This window comes from Fibrella musci (assembly GCF_041321105.1).
GTDB lineage: Bacteria > Bacteroidota > Bacteroidia > Cytophagales > Spirosomataceae > Fibrella > Fibrella musci.
This window is the reverse complement of sequence record NZ_JBGGWD010000008.1, coordinates 106,382-127,200: the sequence shown is the minus strand read 5'-3', so window position 1 is coordinate 127,200 and position 20,819 is coordinate 106,382. Positions and strand designations below refer to the sequence as shown.

Sequence of the window (20,819 nt, the reverse complement as noted above, 5' to 3'; positions counted from 1 at the left end):
AAGGTGCGGTAGGCAACATCAGACAGGAAACGTTTAAACGTCAACCTGTTATTTACCGGCTCAGGGTCAGGTAGCGAACGAATTCACGACCGTCGCTGAGGCGCACTACGTAATAGTACGTACCTACCGGGAGAGCGTTTCCGCCATCACCAGAACTGATCTGTACACCCGTGTTCGACGTGCCATCCCAGTCGTTCTTGTAATCTTCGCTCACGTAGACGCGGTGGCCCCAGCGATTGAAGACTTCCAGCTTGACCGTAGTTCCCTGCGTGCCACGGATGACGAACAGGTCGTTCACACCATCACCGTTCGGCGAGAAACCTTCAGGGATGAACACCGTTTCGAGCGACAGCGGCAGGAACAGCGGCGTGGCTTCACGCTCGGTCAGATCCGTCGGGTTGTTGTTGCCATTCGGGTCTGGGTTCATACCGTTGGTCGACGCGTCGCGTACTGTTTCGGCACCGGCCTTCGCTACGGCGTAGACCGTGTTGAAGAACGTACCTGTCACGCCAGTGCTTGCCACGTTGATCCGTATCCGCAGGGTATCGGTAGCGCCAGCCGCGAGCGTGCTGGTTGAATCGCCCAGCACCAGCATCGGATCAGCCCCACCATTGAATCCCGGGTTCAGCTTCAGCTTACTACCCGCTGATGCAATTGGCATGCCAAGGACACTATAGCTAGCCCCCACCTGCTGATTAAATGTATTGGTGAGCGTATCCGAGAGCGCTACGTTGGTCAGCTTCACGGTGCCGTAGTTTTTCACCACCACGCGGTACGTTACGTCGTAGGTACCGTTGGCCTGACGAGCCGTGTCTTGTACCATCATGGCTACGCCGACATGCGGTGCGCCTGGCAGGCTGTTGAGCACGACGAACGTACCCCGGTTGTTGTTGCGCGGATCAAGGTCGTTGTCCGGGTCTACATTAGAGCCCGCGTTCGACGTATCGCGTACTGCAACCGAACCGTTCATGGCCGAACCAATAGCCAGGTTGGTAAAGGTCAGCGACGTAGCTTTCGACACATCTACCCGAGCCATCAGCTGCACGTACCGGATGGCTTTAGCAGGCAGGCTGCTGGCCGTTGTGTCGAGCAGGTTGGTGAGCAAGCCCACACCCGTGTAGTTCGGATTCACTTTCAACCCGGCATCAGCCGTTAGCGATACACTTACCACTTGTGCGCCACTGCCGAAGGTTGCCGACAGGTCGTCGACTACCTGTACCTGGCTGAGGCCAACCGAACCAAGGTTGCAGACTTTGATGATGTAAGGCACATCCCAAACGTTGTCGGCCACACGGATCGGCGTACCCACTTCTTTGGCGACACCCAGCAACGCGCTCGGCAGATCGAAGCGAACCATCGTTTTCGAGTTGTCGCTCGGCACAATCACACTACCCGCATTTGAACGGTCGCTCAGCGTCTCGGTGCTGCCTTCCGGCTTAGCCGTGGCGTAAATCTGGCTGTAGAACGGCCCGTTGCCATTCGGCTTCACGTTGATCACATAGGTGATCGTATCCTGCTTGCCAGCAGCCAGGCGGCTCACCATCCCGTTCAGGTAGTACGGCGCGCTGGTTCCGTTGAAGTCGCTAGAGATAACCAGTTCGCTACCAGCGTTGACGGTCGGAGCGCTCACGATCGAGAACGAAGCCGGTGCCGGGAAGGACACCCCTACGCTATCGATCAGGCTCACGTTGGTCAACGGCGTTGTGCCGAAGTTCTTCACATACACCTTGTAGGTAACGTTGTAGCTATCGTCAGCCTGCTTCGCGATGCCATCCACCGCCAGGGCTACACCCAGTTGGGCCGTTTGTGCACTCGGTACGGTGATGAAGAAGGTCGAGCTACCGCTGTTGTTGGTTGGGTCGCCATCTTTATCCGGGTCAGCATCGAGGCCGTCCACGGAGTCATCTGTCACCGTAGCCGTGGTATTGGTCGCAGTAGCGCGGGCCGTATTGCTGAACGTGTACGATTGTGACGGCGTCACGGCAGCAGTTACGTCCATGACGAAGGTCGTCGTCTGCCCGGCAGCCAGTGTCCCGTTGGCGCCCAGCAGCTGGGTGTCGGTGCCGGTTCCGCTATAGACAGGGTTGACCGTCAGCGTTGGGTCGGTTGCCGACAGACTTACACTGCGCAGGTTGGCTACACCAAATACAGCGCCCAGGTCATCCGTCACACCCACGTTGGTCAAGTCTTCGTCGCCGAAGTTGGTCAGCGTGAAGGCGTAACGTACCGCAACCGTCGAGTCGTTGACCAGTCGGGGCTGACCCACGATGTTCTTAGCCAGGCCAATTGTGCCGGGGCGGAACGGTGAGCTGTCGGTGACGGTCACACTTGCCGTGTTATTGGCGGTGCCCGGATCGTTCACGTCGCTGTAGGTGATGCTCGCTGTATTGACTACCGCGCCTTTCTTGCTCAGACGGGCCACGAAGACAATCGAGTCAGACGCACCCACGGCCAGGCTATCGAATCGTTTCAGGATAGACCCGTTAGCCACCGTGTAGTTGAGCGGTGAGTTACCAACGACCAGATTCAGACCAGTTGGCAGTACATCGCGGATATCTACGTTATACGCTTTATCAGGACCGTTGTTGGTCACCTTCAGGGTATACGTCAGCGCTTCACCTACTTTCGGCGACGTGTTATTAACCAATTTGGTCATCACGACGTCGGCCGATTGGGTACTGTTGGTGCAATCGAACACTTTCACCACTACCTGAGCAGGCAGGCTCACGCACTGCGCGGCTGTCTGTTCAAAGATGTAGTACGTACCTGCACCCGCCGTGGCCGGGTTCATCACCATTGGTGAGGTCGGCGTGTTACCCATGCGGAACTCGTAGGTGCTGCCTGCCGTGGTCATGCTCAGCGCGTTGCTCAGGTCAACCGTAGTCGCCGGGCAGGTATTCCGCAGGTTAGCGACTACAGGGGCAGCGACCGGCGCGGCTACATTAACAACCACAGGTGCCGAAGCTACTGAACTACAGCCGTTGGCATCAACCACCTGCACCGTATAGGTACCGCTGCTGGCTACTGTGATGCTTTGCGACGTTGCCGACGTACCTGTCCACTGGTACGTGTACCCGGCACCGGCAGGTGCGCTTAGCACTACCGAGCCACCAGCGCAGAGCTGCGTAGCACCCGCCACGGCAATGGTCGGCTGAACGGACGGGCCGTTCAGCTTCAGGACCATGGCATCGGTTTGAGGCGCGCACTGCGTGTTATTCGTTTTAGCCGACAAGGTCAGAGTCACCTGCCCGGCCTGTACATCGGCCGCGGAGGCCGTGTACAGTGCCGTTGGGCTGAAGGCGTTGTCGAACGTACCGGTACCACTGGTGGTCCACTGTACGGTCACGTTCTGACCCGTCGTGCTTCCTTTCAACTTATACGTCTTGGCCGCGCAGATCGCGTCGTCGACACCGGCGTTCACCGTAACCGGGTTGTTGTCGCACGGCAGGATGTCGCCGCAAGCCCGGATCTGCACCTGGATGGCCGTCGGGAGGCTGTAGCAACCACCGGTCGTTTTCTCAACCACGTAGTACGTACCTGACACAGTCACGTTGGTGTTGGCCAACTTGCTGGCCGGGTTCAGATCGGCCGTCGTGTAGTATTCGAACGAACCACCCGTTGTAGCTACCGCACCCACAGCACTGGTCAGGTTCACCGAAGCGAACGGACAGGTGTTGGTCAGGTTGGTAACCACTGGCTGCAGCACTTTCGACAGTACCGTAACCACGATCGGGTTCGAACGCACACTCTTACAGTTATCCGAGGTACAGCAGACAGCCGTGTAAGTCGCTGATAGCGCTGGCGTCACTGTGATGCTGCTACCCACCTGGTTATTGCTCCAGACAGTGTAAGCTCCATTGGCGCAACCGCGAGCGGTCAACGTGACTGGCGCACCGAAGCAGGTGGTAATCGCACCGTTCTGCGCACCAGCGGCGGCAATGACCGGTGCACCCGGCGAACCAACCGTCAGGCTAACCACTGGCGACCAGTCGCTGGCGCAGTTGCCCATCACACACTTCACGGCGTAGGTCGTACTTACCTGCGGCGTTACCGTGATGCTGCTCGTGGTGCTGCCGTTGCTCCAGAGGTAGCTGCCGTTTTCGCAGCCCTGAGCCGTCAGCGTAGCTTCGTCACCGGCGCATACCGACAGTTTGTTGCTGCCAATAGTCGGCACAGTCGGGGTTACCACACCTACGTCGAACATCTCTGAGTGCGCGCTTACGCAACCATCAATTTCGCAGGTGGCAGTCACCCATACATTGTAGTGACCCATTGTCAGTGACAGTACGCTACCGACGACCCCATTGCTCCAGACCACCTTGCCGTTGTCGCAACCAGTTGCCGTGATCGACACAGGCTCACCATAGCAACGGTAGATCACGTGCGGGCCAGGAATAATCGGCGGGTTCACGTACTTGATCGTCGTGCTGGCTCCGTTCACGTCGAGGTCGGCGCAGAGGTTGTTCGTCCGGATCAGGTTCAGCACCTCGGTTCCCGTTGTCACACCCGGTCGGATAACCGAGAGATCAAGCGCAGCCGGGTTGTAAACCAGCGTATGGATCGTGTAAAGACCTGCCGCTGTGGCTGGTACAGTGAACGACGCCGTTGGGCTGGTTTGCTGAATCACCAGGTTGTTACCTTTCGTCAGCACGTACACCGTCGAGAAGCCGGTCGGCACCACACGATCACCATTGTCGGTAGCCGTGAGCGTTACAGCGGTCAGGCTTGAGGCGCAGATTTCAGCAGCCGGAGCTACCAACGTACCTGCTTTGGCGTTGCAGTTCTCCGGTCCACGGTAACGAACCAAGATTCGTACCGAAGGCTCAGTCGTGCATGAGCGGTAGCGGCAGGTAGCCGTGTAGTAGTTCACTGCGGCCGTTGGCGTTACCACGATGCTGTTCCCCGTTTCGTTGGTCGACCAGGTAACCGTACCCGGGCAATTGTTCGTTACGGTCAGCGTCACGCTTTCGCCGGGGTTGATGGCTGTGCTCGAGGCCGAGATCGTCGGCACTGGTACAGGCACCACCGTGATCGTGTAGAGCGATGACGGCGCGCTCAGGCAGGTATTGGCACCACCACCCTGCTGGCAAATAGCCGAGTAGCTGGTCGTTACCGTCGGGAATACCGTGATCATCGACTTGCCGTCGTCCTGCGGACCTGTGCTCCAGATTGGCGTACCAGCGCAGTTCTGGATCGTCAGTTCAACCGATTCGCCCGGGCAGACAACCGATGTGCTGCAAAGTACAGTCGGTGCTGGCGGTGTGGTCAGGTTGATGCTGATTGTGTTCGAACGCGGGCTACCACAAGCGGCAGGCAGGCGGCAGATGGCGTAGAAGACTTCACCCTGCTGCGGTGCTACCGTGATCGACTGACCCGTCATCTGATTCGACCAGATCACCGTGCCGTTGCTGCAACCGCTGGCGGTCAGCGTTACGCTGCCTCCGTTGCAGATGCTCGGCGATGAAGCCGCGATGGTTGGTGCCGTACCCGACGTGCGCAGGATCACCCGTACCTCGTTCGACCGGCTGCTTTCGCAGTTGTCGACCAGACAGGTAGCTGTGTAGGTCATGTTGCTGCCCGGCGTCACCACGATGGTGTTGCCTGTCTGTACGGTATTGCTCCATTTCACGATGCCGTTAGCGCAGCCTTCCGTAACGGTCAGCGTTACCGACTCACCCGCACAGATAGCGGTGTTCGGGATGGCGCGGATCGTTGGTGCCGTTGGGCGACCTACCGAGATCGCTATAGCCCGCGACGGATCGCTTACGCACTCGCGCACTTTGCAGTAGGCGTAGAAGCTTTCGTTGGCTACCAGCGTCGTCGACATTACACGACCAACAGCGTTGTTGCTCCAGTAGATCGTACCGTCTTCACAACCCGAAGCCGTCAGGCTAACCGTGCCACCCACGCAGACTGAGGTCGTTGAGGCCACGATCGTCGGGTTGGTTACCGGGATCACGCGGATCGTGTAATCGCTTGAACGCGGGCTGGTGCAGGCGCCGTCTTTGCAAACGACTGAGTAAGTACTATTACCAGCCGTTGGCAGTACCACGATGCTGCTCGTGTTGTCGCCCGTGCTCCAGATTGGCGTACCGAGGCAGTTTTGTACTGTCAGCGTTACCGTTTCGCCTGGGCAAACCTGCGTTTCGCTGCATACGACAGTCGGTTTCGGCAGCTCACCCACGCGGATGGTCACCTCGCCCGACGGGCTGTAGCAGTTGTTGACGCGGCATTGGGCCGTGTAACGGGTATCGGCGTTGACCGTTACCGAAATCACGTTACCGATCTGGTTGTTGCTCCAGTATACGGTGCCGTTGCCACAACCCGTTGCCGAGAGGCTAACTACTCCACCGACGCAGGTACGTTCGGTGCTGGCCAGAACCACTGGCGCGGGTGTTTTCGTCACCGTTATCGTAATGGCGTTCGAGGCCAGGCTGGTGCAGCTACCTACTACGCAGCTAGCGGTGTAGGTTGTGGTTACACCCGGCACAACGATGATATTCGTACCAGTCATACCGTTGCTCCAGCGAATCTCACCAGCGCAATCGCGAGCCGTGAGGGCTGTCGATTCGGTTTCACCGCAAAGCGATGTAACGGCGCAGGCGATCGTCGGTGCTGGTATCGTGCCGCAATTGTCGACCGTGATACCTGCCGCAGACGTATTATTTTCCGGCTTGGTCGGGTCGTCGTTTGTGCCCGTGATCCGAGCCACGTTCACAATCGAGCTAGTTGAGTTAGTGCCTGTTACGCGAGCCTGAACAATCAGGCTGCGGTCAGAACCTACGTTCAGTGAACCAACCGACCAGACACCCGTCGTAGCGTTGTACTCGCTGGCAGGCGTTGCGCTCACGAAAGACAGGCCAGCCGGCAGAATATCGCTCACCGTTACACCCGTTGCCGGTACCGGCCCGTTGTTGATGGCTTTGATGCCGTACGAAACAACATCACCCACACGATACGACCCAGCCGTCAGCACTGACTTCTGAACAGCCAGATCGGCCAGACAGGTCGTCACCCGCACCACGACTTCAACCGTATTGAGGCTCGTGCAGCCATTGGCAGCTACAGCCTGTGCAACGTAAGTCGTTGTCTGCGTCGGCGAGATGGTCAGGTTGCGACCACTGTCAACGATACCGACCAGTTCGCCGGTAGCTTTGTTGGTCCAACGGATGCGTGCGTTGTCCGCAAAGCCGATCAGCTTGGTCATAGTTCCCTGGCAGATCGTAGCGTCCGGATCTTCGCAAGAAGCACCGTATACCGTCGTCGGCCGTGGGCTCAGCATCACGATTACCGTGCTCTGCGCTGGCAGGCAAACACCATTGCCGTCAGGGTCGTTAGTCGTTACTGTAAATTGTACCTGACCAGCCAGGATGTCGGCTGCCGAGGGCAGGTACGACGCCGTCAGGCTGTTGGCACCGGTGAGGGTACCCGCCGTGGCTGAATTCGATACCATCCAGGTTACACCCGTTGCCGAACCACCGATAGTAGCCAGCAGGGTGATACGATCACCAGCGCAAGCCGTACCTGAGGTCAGCGTGGTCGACACCGTTGCTACGTTGGTGCAGCGGCAATCGATCTGGTTCACCGTCAGTACACCCGGCACACTGTAGCAACCTACCTGCGAGCGCTCGAAGAGGTAGAACGTACCTGCACCCACAGCGGTTAGGTTACTCACCAGCGGGCTGGTCTCGCTGCTCGTCGTGTGCCATTCGAACGTACCTCCCGGCAGCGATGGGCTGGCAGGCTGCACAGTCGTCAGGTTATACGTTTCGTTCAGGCAGATCGTCGCTTCGCGCGGCGTCAGAGTCGGCGTATTCGGACGCGGATTGACGTTGATCACCACCGGTATCCGGTTGCTGACACAACCCTCTGCCGTTTCAGCTTCCACGTAGTAGGTCACATCGGCGGTCGGTGCTACCGTATACGATTGGGCGTTGGCTGTGGTAAACGAGGCGACACCACCTGTTGCCTGCTGGTACCAGCGGATAACTACGGCACCCGCGGCATTGGCGCTCACCGATGTGACACCGCCGACACAGATGCTGCTGTTGCTGACACCTGCTACCAGTACCACTGGCGTGAGGCACGAGGTGCTGTATACCCCGGCATCGATCGTCAGATTGTCACGAAGTTCACTGCCCAGCGGTCGAGAGGTATCAATAAAAATGTTATTGACCAAGCCTATATTAAACCCATCAGGTCCGGCATTTGAGTCAATAGCTCCAGCATCGCTACCAGCTCCAGCTGTCGTAAACTGGAAGCCCGTTGGAAGAATGAACCGAACTCGATAGAATCCAGTGATGAGGCTATCAAACAAGTATTTACCATTGATATCCGTCACTGTTTCACTCAGCGGGTTATCCAAATCAGATGCGCCGAAGAGTTGAACCGTTACACCTGCTATGCCATCATTCGGGCCGTCATTCTGGAGACCATCTTTATTGGCATCGATCCACACGAAGTCGCCGATTGAGCCGAACGGAACGATACCAGCGTCGACATTCGGGTTGTTGCGGGCTGTGCTCGAAATTGGCTGCGTCACGTCAATCGTAATGACATCCGTAAGACCGTTCTCATTTGCATCGCTATCCAGCTCGTCGCCTACGCCCAGTCTTTTTGGCGTCGCTAATACGGTGCCAGCCAAAGGAGTGAATTTCACTACATATTGACCACTTGGCAGGTTGCTAAACAGGTACGCTCCGGTGCTGCTGGTTGTCGTCGTCGCGATTGGCGTCGTGAGGTTGTTGGCCGCATACAGTTGCACCGTTACCCCTGATACGCCCGGCTCTACGGCCGGATCGCCCTGCGTACCATCGTTATTGTAATCGAACCACACGTAGTTCCCGATTGAGCCCGTATTGCCGCGGAAACCAGCGTCGATCGTCGTGTTGCTTTCGCCCGACGTCAATGTGAAGGTTGCCGTACGGCCCGTCAGCGGGTCAACGTTCGAATCAAGCGCTGGGTTACCACCCACCAGCGGCGTCACCGTAGTGAAGCCAACCGGCGTAGTAAAGCCGACTGAGTAGCTGTTGCTGCTGCCCGGCGTCAGACCCGTGAACGAGTACAGACCGCTGCCATCGGTTACCGTCGTGGCCACCGCCGAACCGTTCTGGTACAACGTCACCACTACACCCGGAATCGGCGTGTCGCCCGGCGTTTGTGTATTGCTATTGTCGGTATCGTTAAAAACGTAATCACCAATGCTGGCCAGTTTCACGTACCCAGCGTCGAGACGCGGGTTGTTCTCACCGGCAGCCAGCGTTACTGACCGTGTGCGGCCCGTTGCCGGGTTCACATCCGAATCAACGACGTCATCGCCGCCAACTTGCGGGTTGGTAACCCCATAACCCGTCGGGGTTGTGAAGCCAACCGAGTAGCTGTTCGACGTACCTGGGGTTAGCCCCGTGAACGAGTACAACCCGTTGATATTCGTTGCCGTCGTCGCCACTGCCGAACCATTCTGATAGAGCGTTACTACCACACCTGGAATTGGTACGTCACCGGTATCCTGAATACCATTGACGTTTTTGTCGTCAAAGACGTAGTCACCAAGGCTAGCCAGCGGCTGCGTGAAGCCAGCATCGATCGTCGTGTTGCTTTCACCTGATGAGAGCGTGATCGACGCGGTGCGGCCCGTGACAGGATCAGCATCTGAATCCAGCGCCTTATCAGTGCCACTCAGCGGCGTTGTCGCAGAATAACCTGTCGGGGTCGTGAAGCCAACTGAGTAGCTGAACGACGTACCTGGAGCCAGACCCGTGAAGCTGTAGAGGCCACTGGCATCCGTCGTGGTCGTCGCCACCGGATTACCATTCTGATAGAGGGTCACTACCACACCCGGGATCGGCGTATCGCCCGCATTTTGTACACCATTGCGGTCGTTATCCTGGAAGACGTAGTCACCAATCGACGCCGGGCGGATGAAGCCCGCGTCAACCGTCGGATCAAACTGACCCGCCGTCAGGGTATAGGTTCCGGTTTGACCCGTAAAGGAAATCAGATCGGAATCCAGCGCATCGTCGCTACCTGCGTTTGGCGTCGTAACTCCGAAACCAGCCGGTGTTGTGAAACCAACGCGATACACATTGGTAGGTCCTGATGCCAACCCTGTGAAGCTATAAGCACCGTTGATATCCGTTGTGGTCGTCATGACTGCCGAACCATTCTGGAACAGCGTTACGACCACACCTGAGATGGGTACGTCACCCGCATCCTGAATACCGTTAGCGTTCTTGTCTTCAAATGTATAGTTGCCCAAACCAGCCAGTTGCTGATAGAAACCAGCATCGACTGAGGTGTTGCTCTCCCCTGATGACAAGGTATAGGATCCCGTGCGGCCCGTGATGGGGTCCGCATCCGAATCCAGTCCGTCGAAGCCCACGTTGGCCGAGGTCGCATCGAAGCCCGATGGCTTGCCGAAGCCAACTGAGTAGCTAATGCTGCTGCCCGGCGTCAGGCCTGTGAAGCTGTATAGACCGCTGCCATCGGTCGTGGTGGTGGCCACCGCTGAACCATTCTGGTACAACGTCACCACTACACCCGGAATACCCGGCTCACCTACGTTCTGCGTGCCGTCGCGGTTCTGGTCGTTGAACACGTAGTCACCCAGCGAGGCTGGCCGATAGTAGCCCATGTCCACCGTCGGGTTGAACTCGTTGGCCGTCAGACTGTACACCCCCGTCAGACCCGTCACCGCGTTACCATCCGAGTCCGCGTTGTCAGCCCCCACATTGGCCACCGTACCCTGATAGCCCACCGGCGCCGCAAAGCTCACCGAATAAGGCACACCCGGGGTCAGACCCGTGAAGCTGTACAACCCGCTGCCATCGGTCGTGGTGGTGCGAATCACCGCGCCGTTGCTCAGCAGGCTCACCACCACGCCCGGGATGGGTACGTCACCCGCGTCCTGAGTACCGTTGAGGTTCTTGTCTTCGAAGACGTAGTCACCCAGCCCCGCCGTCAGCGGCGTGTAGCCCGCATCCAGCGTGGTGTTATTCTCACCCGAGGCCAGCGTCACACTCTGGGTGCGGCCCGTGATGGGGTCCGCATCCGAGTCCAGACTGCGGTCGGTGCCCGACAGCGGACTGGTGGTGGTGAAGTTGGCCGGCGGGGTGAAGCCTACCGAGTAGCTGTTGCTGCTGCCCGGCGTCAGACCCGTGAAGCTGTACAAGCCGGTAGCGTCGGTGGTAGTGGTCGCCACGGCCGAGCCATTCTGGTACAACGTGACTACCACACCCGGCAGGGGCGTGTCGCCTGTGTTCTGGATGCCGTCTTTGTTGGTATCCACGAAGGCGTAGTCACCAATCGAGGCCGAGCGCACGAAGCCCGCATCCACGGTGGGGTTGAACTCGTTGGCCGTCAGGCTGTAAGCACCCGTCAGCCCGTTGGTCCCCGCGTCTGAATCCAGCGCGTCATCCGAGCCCACGTTGGCCACAGTCCGCGTGTAGCCCGTCGGGGTGCCGAAGCCCACCGTGTAGGGTACGCCTGGGGTCAAGCCCGTAAAGCTGTAGAGACCGCTGCCATCGGTGGTGGTGGTGCGTACCACTGACCCCGATTCGTAGAGGCTAACCAGCACACCGGGGATGGGTACGTCGCCCGCATCCTGGATGCCGTTGGCATTTTTGTCCTCGAAGACGTAGTCACCCAAGCCCGCTGTTTGACGAATGAAACCGGCGTCAATTGTTGGATTATTCTCCCCTGATGTCAGCGTATATGACCCTGTGCGGCCCGTTGATACGCTGGCATCCGAATCGATTGCATCATTGCTACCTACGTTGGCCGAGGTTGCCTCGAAGCCTGAGGGTTTACCAAACCGCAATGAGTAGCTGTTGCTGCTGCCCGGCGTCAGACCCGTAAACGAGTACAGACCGCTGCCATCTGTCGTGGTGGTGGCCACCGCCGAACCGTTCTGGAACAGCGAGACTACGACACCTGGAATCGGCAGATCACCCGCATCCTGGATGCCATTTTTATTGACGTCTTCAAAGACGTAGTCACCCAGTGAAGCCAGGTAATCGTTACGGTCGCTGGTCGCGTAGAAACCGGCATCGAGACGATCGTTGTACTCATCTGGCATCAATGTTACCGTCCGCGTCAGCCCCGTCACCGGATTAGCATCCGAGTCAAGCGCATCGTCGCCGCCAACTTGTGCAGCAGTTGCCGTTAAGTTGACTGGGGTCGTGAAGCCAACTGAGTAGCTATACGACGTACCCGGGGTCAGGCCAATGAAGCTGTAGAAACCATCGCCGTTCGTAGCCGTCGTAGCCACAGCGCTACCATTCAGGTAAAGCGTAACGGCTACCCCATTGAGCGGGAAGTCACCCGCATCCTGAATGCCATCTTTGTTGCGATCATAGAAGACGTAGTTACCCAAACGAGCAGTCGTTGTAGTGTACCCAGCGTCGATCGTCGTGTTATTCTCACCCGAGGTCAACGTTACTGCTACAGTACGGCCCGTGATCGGATCCGCATCCGAGTCCAGTGCTTTGTCGGTACCACTCAGCGGCGTCGTTGCCGAGTAGCCCACCGGTGCGGTGAAGCCCACTGAGTAGCTGTTGCTGCTGCCAGGCGTCAGCCCTGTGAAGCTGTACAAGCCGGTGGCGTCGGTGGTGGTGGTGGCCACCGCTGAACCGTTCTGGTACAGCGTTACCACCACACCCGGAATCGGCGTGTCGCCCGCAGACTGCGTGCCGTCTTTATCATTATCCTGGAAGACGTAGTCACCCAGCGAGGCCGAGCGCACGAAGCCCGCATCCACCGTCGGGTTGAACTCGTTGGCCGTCAGGCTGTAAGCACCCGTCAGCCCGTTGGTTCCCGCGTCTGAATCCAGCGCGTCATCCGAGCCTACGTTGGCCACAGTCCGCGTGTAGCCCGTCGGGGTGCCGAAGCCCACCGTGTAGGGTACGCCGGGGGTCAGCCCCGTAAAGCTGTAGAGACCGCTGCCATCGGTGGTGGTGGTGCGTACCACTGACCCTGATTCATAGAGGCTAACCAGCACGCCGGGGATGGGTACGTCGCCCGCATCCTGGATGCCGTTGGCATTCTTGTCTTCAAAGACGTAGTCACCCAAGCCCGCCGTTTGCAGGTAGAAACCAGCATCCAGCGTGGTGTTGCTCTCGCCCGAGGCCAGCGTCACACTCTGGGTGCGGCCCGTGATGGGATCTGCATCCGAGTCCAGTGCTTTGTCGGTACCACTCAGCGGCATAGTAGTAGTATAATTCGCAGGCGTAGTAAAGCCTACTGAGTAGCTGTTCGAAGCACCCGGCGTTAAGCCCGTGAAGCTGTACAGACCGCTGCCATCGGTTACCGTCGTGGCCACCGCCGAACCGTTCTGGTACAACGTCACCACTACACCCGGAATACCCGGCTCACCTACGTTCTGCGTGCCGTCGCGGTTCTGATCGTTGAACACGTAGTCACCCAGCGAGGCCGGCCGATAGTAGCCCATGTCTACCGTCGGGTTGAACTCGTTGGCCGTCAGACTGTACACCCCCGTCAGACCCGTCACCGCGTTGCCGTCCGAGTCCGCGTTGTCAGCCCCCACATTGGCCACCGTGCCCTGATAGCCCACCGGCGCCGCAAAGCTCACCGAATAAGGCACACCCGGGGTCAGACCCGTGAAGCTGTACAACCCGCTGCCATCGGTCGTGGTGGTGCGAATCACCGCGCCGTTGCTCAGCAGGCTCACCACCACACCCGGGATGGGTACATCGCCCGCATCCTGAGTACCGTTGAGGTTCTTGTCTTCAAAGACATAGTCACCCAGCCCCGCCGTCAGCGGCGTGTAGCCCGCATCCAGCGTGGTGTTATTCTCGCCCGAAGCCAGCGTCACACTCTGGGTGCGGCCCGTGATGGGGTCCGCATCCGAGTCCAGACTGCGGTCGGTACCCGACAGCGGACTGGTGGTGGTGAAGTTGGCCGGCGGGGTGAAGCCTACCGAGTAGCTGTTCGAAGCACCCGGCGTCAGACCCGTGAAGCTGTACAAGCCGGTAGCGTCGGTGGTAGTGGTCGCCACGGCCGAGCCATTCTGGTACAACGTGACTACCACACCCGGCAGGGGCGTGTCGCCTGTGTTCTGGATGCCGTCTTTATTGGTATCCACGAAGGCGTAGTCACCAATCGAGGCCGAGCGCACGAAGCCCGCATCCACGGTGGGGTTGAACTCGTTGGCCGTCAGGCTGTATACGCCCGTCAACCCGTTGGTCCCCGCGTCTGAATCCAGCGCGTCATCCGAGCCCACGTTGGCCAGTGTGCGGGTGTAGCCCGTCGGGGTGCCGAAGCCCACCGTGTAGGGTACGCCTGGGGTCAGACCCGTAAAGCTGTAGAGACCGCTGCCATCGGTGGTGGTGGTGCGTACCAATGACCCCGACTCGTAGAGGCTAACCAGCACGCCGGGGATGGGCAGGTCGCCCGCATCCTGAATACCGTTGGCATTCTTGTCTTCAAACACATAGTCACCCAAGCCCGCTGTTTGCAGGTAAAAACCAGCATCGACTGAGGTGTTGCTCTCCCCTGATGACAAGGTATACGATCCCGTGCGGCCCGTGATGGGGTCCGCATCCGAATCCAGTCCGTCGAAGCCCACGTTAGCCGAGGTCGCCTCGAAGCCCGATGGCTTGCCGAAGCCTACTGAGTAGCTAATGCTGCTGCCCGGCGTCAGACCTGTGAATGAATACAAGCCGGTGGCATCGGTCGTAGTGGTGGCCACCGCCGAACCGTTCTGGTACAACGTGACTACCACGCCCGGGATTGGCGTGTCACCCGCATCCTGGATGCCATTCTTGTTCTGATCATTGAACACATAATCGCCAATTGAGGCCGGACGGATGAAGCCTGCGTCGACAGTCGAGTTGAACTCGTTGGCCGTCAAGCTATATAGCCCAGTTAGACCGTTCGTTCCAGCATCTGAATCCAGCGCATCATCCGAGCCTACGTTCGCAACGGTACGTGTGTAGCCCGTTGGGGTGCCGAAGCCCACCTGATAAGCAAGACCCGGCGTCAGGCCTGTGAAGCTGTACAACCCGCTACCATCGGTCGTCGTGGTGCGAATCACCGAACCATTCTGGTATAGGGTCACTACTACACCTGGGATGGGTACGTCGCCCGCGTCTTGGATGCCGTTGGCATTTTTGTCTTCAAAGACGTAGTCACCCAGCCCCGCCGTCAGCGGCGTGTAGCCCGCATCCAGCGTGGTATTATTCTCGCCCGAAGCCAGCGTCACACTCTGGGTGCGGCCCGTGATGGGGTCCGCATCCGAGTCCAGACTGCGGTCGGTACCCGACAGCGGACTGGTGGTGGTGAAGTTGGCCGGCGGGGTGAAGCCCACTGAGTAGCTGTTCGAAGCACCCGGCGTCAGACCTGTGAACGAATACAAGCCGGTGGCGTCGGTGGTGGTGGTGGCCACGGCTGAGCCATTCTGGTAGAGGGTTACCACCACACCCGGCAGGGGCGTGTCGCCTGCGTTCTGGATGCCGTCTTTGTTGGTATCCACGAAGGCGTAGTCACCCAGCGAGGCCGGACGGAAATAACCGGCGTCAATTGATGTGTTGCTTTCACCCGCCGTTAGCGTCACAGCACTGGCGAGTCCCGTAACCGGATCAGCATTGCTGTCGAGGTTACGATTCGAGCCACTTAGCGGCGTCGTTGCTGAATAGCCAGTCGGTTTAGTAAAGCCAACTACATAGCTATTAGACGTACCTGGAGTTAGACCCGTAAATGAATACAGGCCATTGGCATCCGTAGTCGTTGTGGCTACGGCCGAACCATTCTGGAACAGCGTTACTACTACACCGGGGATGGGTACGTCACCCGCATCCTGAATACCATTGATGTTTTTATCTTCAAACACATAGTCACCCAGACTAGCTGTTACACCCGGTATTACGACGATGTTACAGCAGTTACCAGTCGGGCAACCATTCAGCGTGGCCTGAAACGAAAAGATGCCGGGCCCTTTAATAATCAGGTTACCCGACGCATCGACACTAGCATTTGTCGTAGAAGCCGAAATAGGCTGGCCATCAGCCAACCACGTTACTGCCGAAAAACCAGCTGGCTTATCAACCTGATATTCATCACCGGCATACCAGCTTAAGGGTACCGAAAAACAGGCGTTGTCATAGTCATCTTCGAGCAGACTGCCATTTCCCGGAATTGAGTTAGCGTCGGTCTCGTTCATCGCACTCACTTCCGCGGCGCTGAACGCTACCCCTTCCGCATCAACGCGAGCGCTGATAAGCAGCGTAACCGTTTGGCCCGGCGCAACGCTGCCAACAGCCCAGGTACCAAGGCCTGTCGCACTGGTATAACTGAACGTACCTACCGAAGCTGTAGACGACAGGTAAGTGCTGTAGCCTGTAGCGATCGACTCACTCACGACAACGCCCGTTGCGGCCGTTGTGCCTGAGTTTGTGACGGTGACCGTGTAAGTAACGACCTCACCAATCGCCGGATTCGGGTTGTTAATTGCCTTGTCAAGACTGAGGTTAACCGAACTCGACTGAGCAGCCGCGTTGATGCCGGTAAACACGCTCAAGCATAACAAAGTCAGGGCACAGAGCTGACGGAAGCCATTCATGGCTTGTCGGCTGGCCATAACAGACCCAATCCGCGCTTGTCTTAAGGCACGAAAACAGGCTAGTAAAGAGCCTGTTGGGTTGTCATACTGATTGCGTAGAAGTTGATTATCCATTGAGCGAGACTGTATAAAAAAGCGAATGGTATGGGCAATTGGCAAAGGATCGTAGAAAAGAGAAGGTGGGCGAACTTCAGGATCAGGCGGGCCGGGTGGCTCACTGCTTGGAGGCCTGTAGCGGCCTGGTTCAGTACCGTATTGATACGTACCTGACGAATTATGGCCGTAGCCTGCTACGCAATACGCTTTAGCTGTTCTTCCAGAAAACAAGCTAATGAGCAGCCGTATAGCCTGCTGCAGAAAGCGAAGAAACCGCCGACCGGCCGACCATACTGGTAAACCCATCGCGGATGGCTTCTCTTGTTTCATATCAATTGCCTTCTGGAGGCGACTCGTAGGTATAGGATTCAAGTTCATCTGCTACCAAGTTGGATGCGTTCAACACGTATCAGTTACCAGTTGGAGGCAGGCTACTTTGTGACCTGTCATATATGAACTGGTCACGGATAAACGGCGCCGAACGGTTTCCTGGCTTTAATACACCTAGTAAGTATCTAAAACTATGCCAAAGCCCTATATGCCACTTTGTTTCAGCTGGCCATCAAGGTAACGGGGAGGCAACACGCCTGTTAATGAGTATAAAAGCTTAATAATGATACCCGTCACATATATATATCATAGCCAATAAATTACCCTCCTAAGTGATATTGGGTGTTCTTCATTCAAAAGAAAACTATGCCAATGCAAGGTTACAAGTGGTGTCTTATGCGATTATTTGCCAGCCAATACAGACAATAAAAAACCCCGGACAAGGCTGTCCGGGGCATATACGAGGCAATTCTAACTATAAAGTGTCCAGTTAAAAATCATACCCCAGCGTCAAATAAAAGATCGGTGGGTTCGTAACGCGGTTTTCGATGCCCCAGGCATAATCGGCTTTGACGTAGTAGCCAAACAGCATCGTGCGCGCGCCGACACCATAGCCAATCAGGAACGGATTTTTAAAGTTCGTGACGGTATAGTGGAAAGGCGGCCGGTTTTCCTCGACCGTATTCAGACTATTATTACGACTGAACGGCCCTTCAGTACCTGTCCAGGCGGCACCAATGTCCGAGAAGCCGACCACCTGGAAGTTACGCAGGAAGTTGGACGTAATATTGCCCCGATACAGATAGCGGATCAGCGGGAAGCGCAACTCGGCGTTGAAGAGCAGGTGGCTGTTCCCGATGAGTTTGCCCTGCCGGAAACCACGCAACGGCGCTACAAAGTCCATAAAGAACAGGTCCTGTATATTCTGGTTCTGATCGAGCAGCAGAGGATTGCGGGCGCCTGGTTCACGCTGTGATTGCGCCTGTCCAATCCAGTTTTCCATGCCACCCAGCGCACTCTGTTTCGGACTGGCGCCCCCCGATTGACCGTAGGATAAACGCATGGCCAGAATCAGGTCACGGTGCAGGCGCTGGTACCGACGGATATCCGCCGAAATCCGGTTAAACGACAAACTATTCCCTTGTAGGCTACCATAGTTTTCGTAGCGAAATTTCATACGCGTACCCTCAATCATGTTCATGCCATTGATCTTGGTGTTGTCGAATACCACCTCGGCCCGTGCTCCGGCATAATCGCGTACCAGATCGGGCTCACCCAGGGCCGACAGGTCGATGCGGCGCGTAACGGTATAGAACGGCGACACCGAGAAGCGCGTATTCACCGAAATCGGGTACGAGGCCGTCAGCGACACGCGGTTGTAGCGATACCGTTGCCCCTGATCGATGCTGCTGTTAAAATCGTTGAACAGCGTTTGCCGGTCTACGCGAATACCATAGTCGATCCGGTGTTTCTGGTTCATATATTCCAGCCAGAGATCGCTGTTACGCAACGACGTGGTAATGAACAGACCCGCTTTTACGATATGGTTTTCGAGCAGATCGTTGAGCGCTACCCGCTGAACGTACCCAAAGCCCCGGATGGGATCGATCCGGAAATCGGAACTGGCATCGTTCATCACAAACAGCCCGTTATAGGGGAACGGACCGCGCACGGTCACGTTTTCCCGGCGGCGGCTGCGAGGGAGCGGCGTTGTTAAGCCACCCGACGGGTTTCCGCCACTGAACGTCGTGGCAGCTCGTCGTTGCCGAAACTCAGCAGCTTTCAGTACATCAGGATCAAATTCATAAAAATCAGTATCGACCTCACCGGGCGCCAATGCCATCCGATTTTGAGCGGATGCCACTGTTTGGGCTACGGGTGCCGTGCGGGTAGCCGTATCGCGCCGGGCTACGCCGGTTGTGTCTGTAACAGACGTGGCCGTAACGGCTGTGGGTCTGACGGCTACCGCGCGTCGCAGCCCCATGCTGGTTGCCCGTTGGGTCGTTGGCAGCCCGCCACCGGCTTCGGTTAGTTTGGCCCGATAGCCAATGTACTGATCGCCATCCTGAATGCTGCTGTATACAAACCCACCATTGGCGGGCAGGTAATCGAACAGCCGGATACTCGTAGGCAGCGCCGTGACCGCCGTCTCGGTACCTTCTTCTACCAGGTGCTTGTACAAATTGCGGATACCGCTGGATTCAGACAGATAGTAGACCGTATTTTCCGTACTGGCTACCGGCGAAGTAGCCCGGCCAACGGAGTCGGTCAGCCGACGTACCGATGTAACACGGGGCGTTCCATCAATACTAAACAGGCTGAATTGATCGCGGATCGTTTTGTAGCTGCCCTTGTCGACGTTCAGCGTATCCTGCTGCCGGTTCGATGAGAACACGATCTGCCGGGTACGTCCCACAAAGCGGGGTTGCAGATCGTCGTACAGATCGTTGGTCAATTGCTGGTAATTGTTTCGGTTGATGCTGTACAGAAACAGGTCGCTTTGCCCTTTCCGGACGGCGCTCATGATCAGGCTACCGCCATCGGCAGAGGCATCCATGCTGGTTACCTGCGACAGCCCGTTGATGGCCTGCTTCAGCACCAGTTTCGGGCGTTTTTCCAGGCTATATATATATAGGTAGGGATCGCCCTGCTCTTCAACCAGCACAGCCAGTCGGTTGTCGCGCTGCCAGGCTACCAACGGCGTGTTGGGCCGATAGCTCAACCCATCGAGCCGGTAGCCGCCCGAAAGTAGCGACAGGCTCTTTTTGGTTTCTGTGTTGACCACCTCCACATTGTAGCGGCCATCGCGCACCGTAGTGTAGGCAATAAAGGCCTTATCAAGGCTCAGTTTCAGACTGTTCAGCTGTACTGGCGCTTTGGTGGTCGACGTCAGCTTAATCCGAAAATCATCATTGTTAGTTTTGAAAGCAGCAGCGAACGGCCCGGCCTGCCCGGCATAATACTCGCGCCACTCGCGCAGAAATCGATTATACGGAACGCCCAATGTGCTCTGAATGCTGCTCTGCTCGTTGCGAATGATGCGCGTCAGGTTCAGGATATTCGAAATATTGTCGCGGCCATACTTTTGCCCCACGTAGTTCCAGATCGACTGTCCCACGCGCTCAGCTTCGATACCACTGGTTATTGACGGTTTGCGAATCGGATTATTCACCGACGCATCGCGCATGTAGTCGTCGAGTTCGGTGCTCCATCCTTCCGACACGTAGGCCGCCATACCGGGCATAAACCAGTCGGGGAGTGTCAGCAGCAGGGAGCTTTGGAGGGCATCTTTCAGGCTACCACCGTAGAGCATGTCGTAGACGAACAGCATGGTTACGTCGCGGATCAGCTCTTTCCGGAAACTCACCTGATCGCCCGTAAATGCCAGCTCCACCCGCGACTTCGAAAGGTCGAGTTCGCGACGGCTCAGTTCGCCCAGCGTGGTTACGCCGATGTTGCTCTGCGCTAGTTCCTGCGGGGAGTTGTAGAGAAAAATTTTGATCCGGTTGTACGGCGTGTAGCCCAGCAGCTCGGTAATCCGGTCGAAATCAGACTCGGCATACTGCGCCGCAAGGTTGGCGATCTGTTCGCCATCCTCGTAATAATAAATTTCGAAGTTCGACGTCCGCACAGTCTGCCACGTAAACGTGCGGTACTGAATCCGGTTTTTGCCGAACTGTTCGAGTGACGGATAATTCTGGGCTACCGCCGGGATGATCAGGGCCATTCCCAGGACCATTCCCAGCAACCCGATTCTATAAAACTGACGCATATACCGAGTAGAACGAGAAGAAATTGAGCCAGTTGCGCATGTACG

General features: G+C 57.3%; 2 protein-coding genes. Both read right to left on the bottom strand.

The window, feature by feature from the left end:
• Positions 1 to 52: 52 nt before the first annotated feature.
• Complete coding sequence (locus ACAW74_RS24975) at positions 53 to 16,594, bottom strand: SdrD B-like domain-containing protein (protein ID WP_370700988.1); 16,542 nt, start codon at positions 16,592 to 16,594, stop codon at positions 53 to 55.
• 898 nt (positions 16,595 to 17,492) lie between these two features.
• Complete coding sequence (locus ACAW74_RS24970) at positions 17,493 to 20,774, bottom strand: hypothetical protein (RefSeq protein WP_370700987.1); 3,282 nt, start codon at positions 20,772 to 20,774, stop codon at positions 17,493 to 17,495.
• Positions 20,775 to 20,819: the final 45 nt, after the last annotated feature.